This window comes from Pseudomonas sp. 65/3-MNA-CIBAN-0223 (genome assembly GCF_040310425.1).
Taxonomy (GTDB): Bacteria; Pseudomonadota; Gammaproteobacteria; order Pseudomonadales; family Pseudomonadaceae; genus Aquipseudomonas; species Aquipseudomonas gregormendelii.
In genome coordinates this window covers 1-258 of record NZ_JBEOPV010000223.1, presented here as the reverse complement: position 1 = coordinate 258, position 258 = coordinate 1, and the positions used below count along the sequence as shown (strand labels likewise).

Sequence of the window (258 nt, the reverse complement as noted above, 5' to 3'; positions counted from 1 at the left end):
CCTTAGGTCTTACTGGCTGCCAGAGTTTGCCTGAGAAGCCACATTTGCCTGAGAGCCAAGCGTTATCAGCGCGTGTTAATGCTTTATATCAGCAAGACAGCAAACTTAAAAATAATGACAGTACTAACAATAAGAATAATGGCGGTGAAAATACGGATCTGGTCGCGGCCATTAGTGAACAGAACAACGTTCACCCTGATTTGTCCGGCTATCATCCGATTGTGACTGGCGCCAATGCTTTTGCTTCGCGCAGTATCC

1 protein-coding gene is annotated in these 258 nt (G+C 46.1%); it reads left to right on the top strand.

The genetic code is table 11. The features are described from left to right. The coding region (locus tag AAEZ09_RS28655) for a hypothetical protein (RefSeq protein ID WP_350601724.1) at positions 1-258 on the top strand (258 nt) is incomplete at both ends.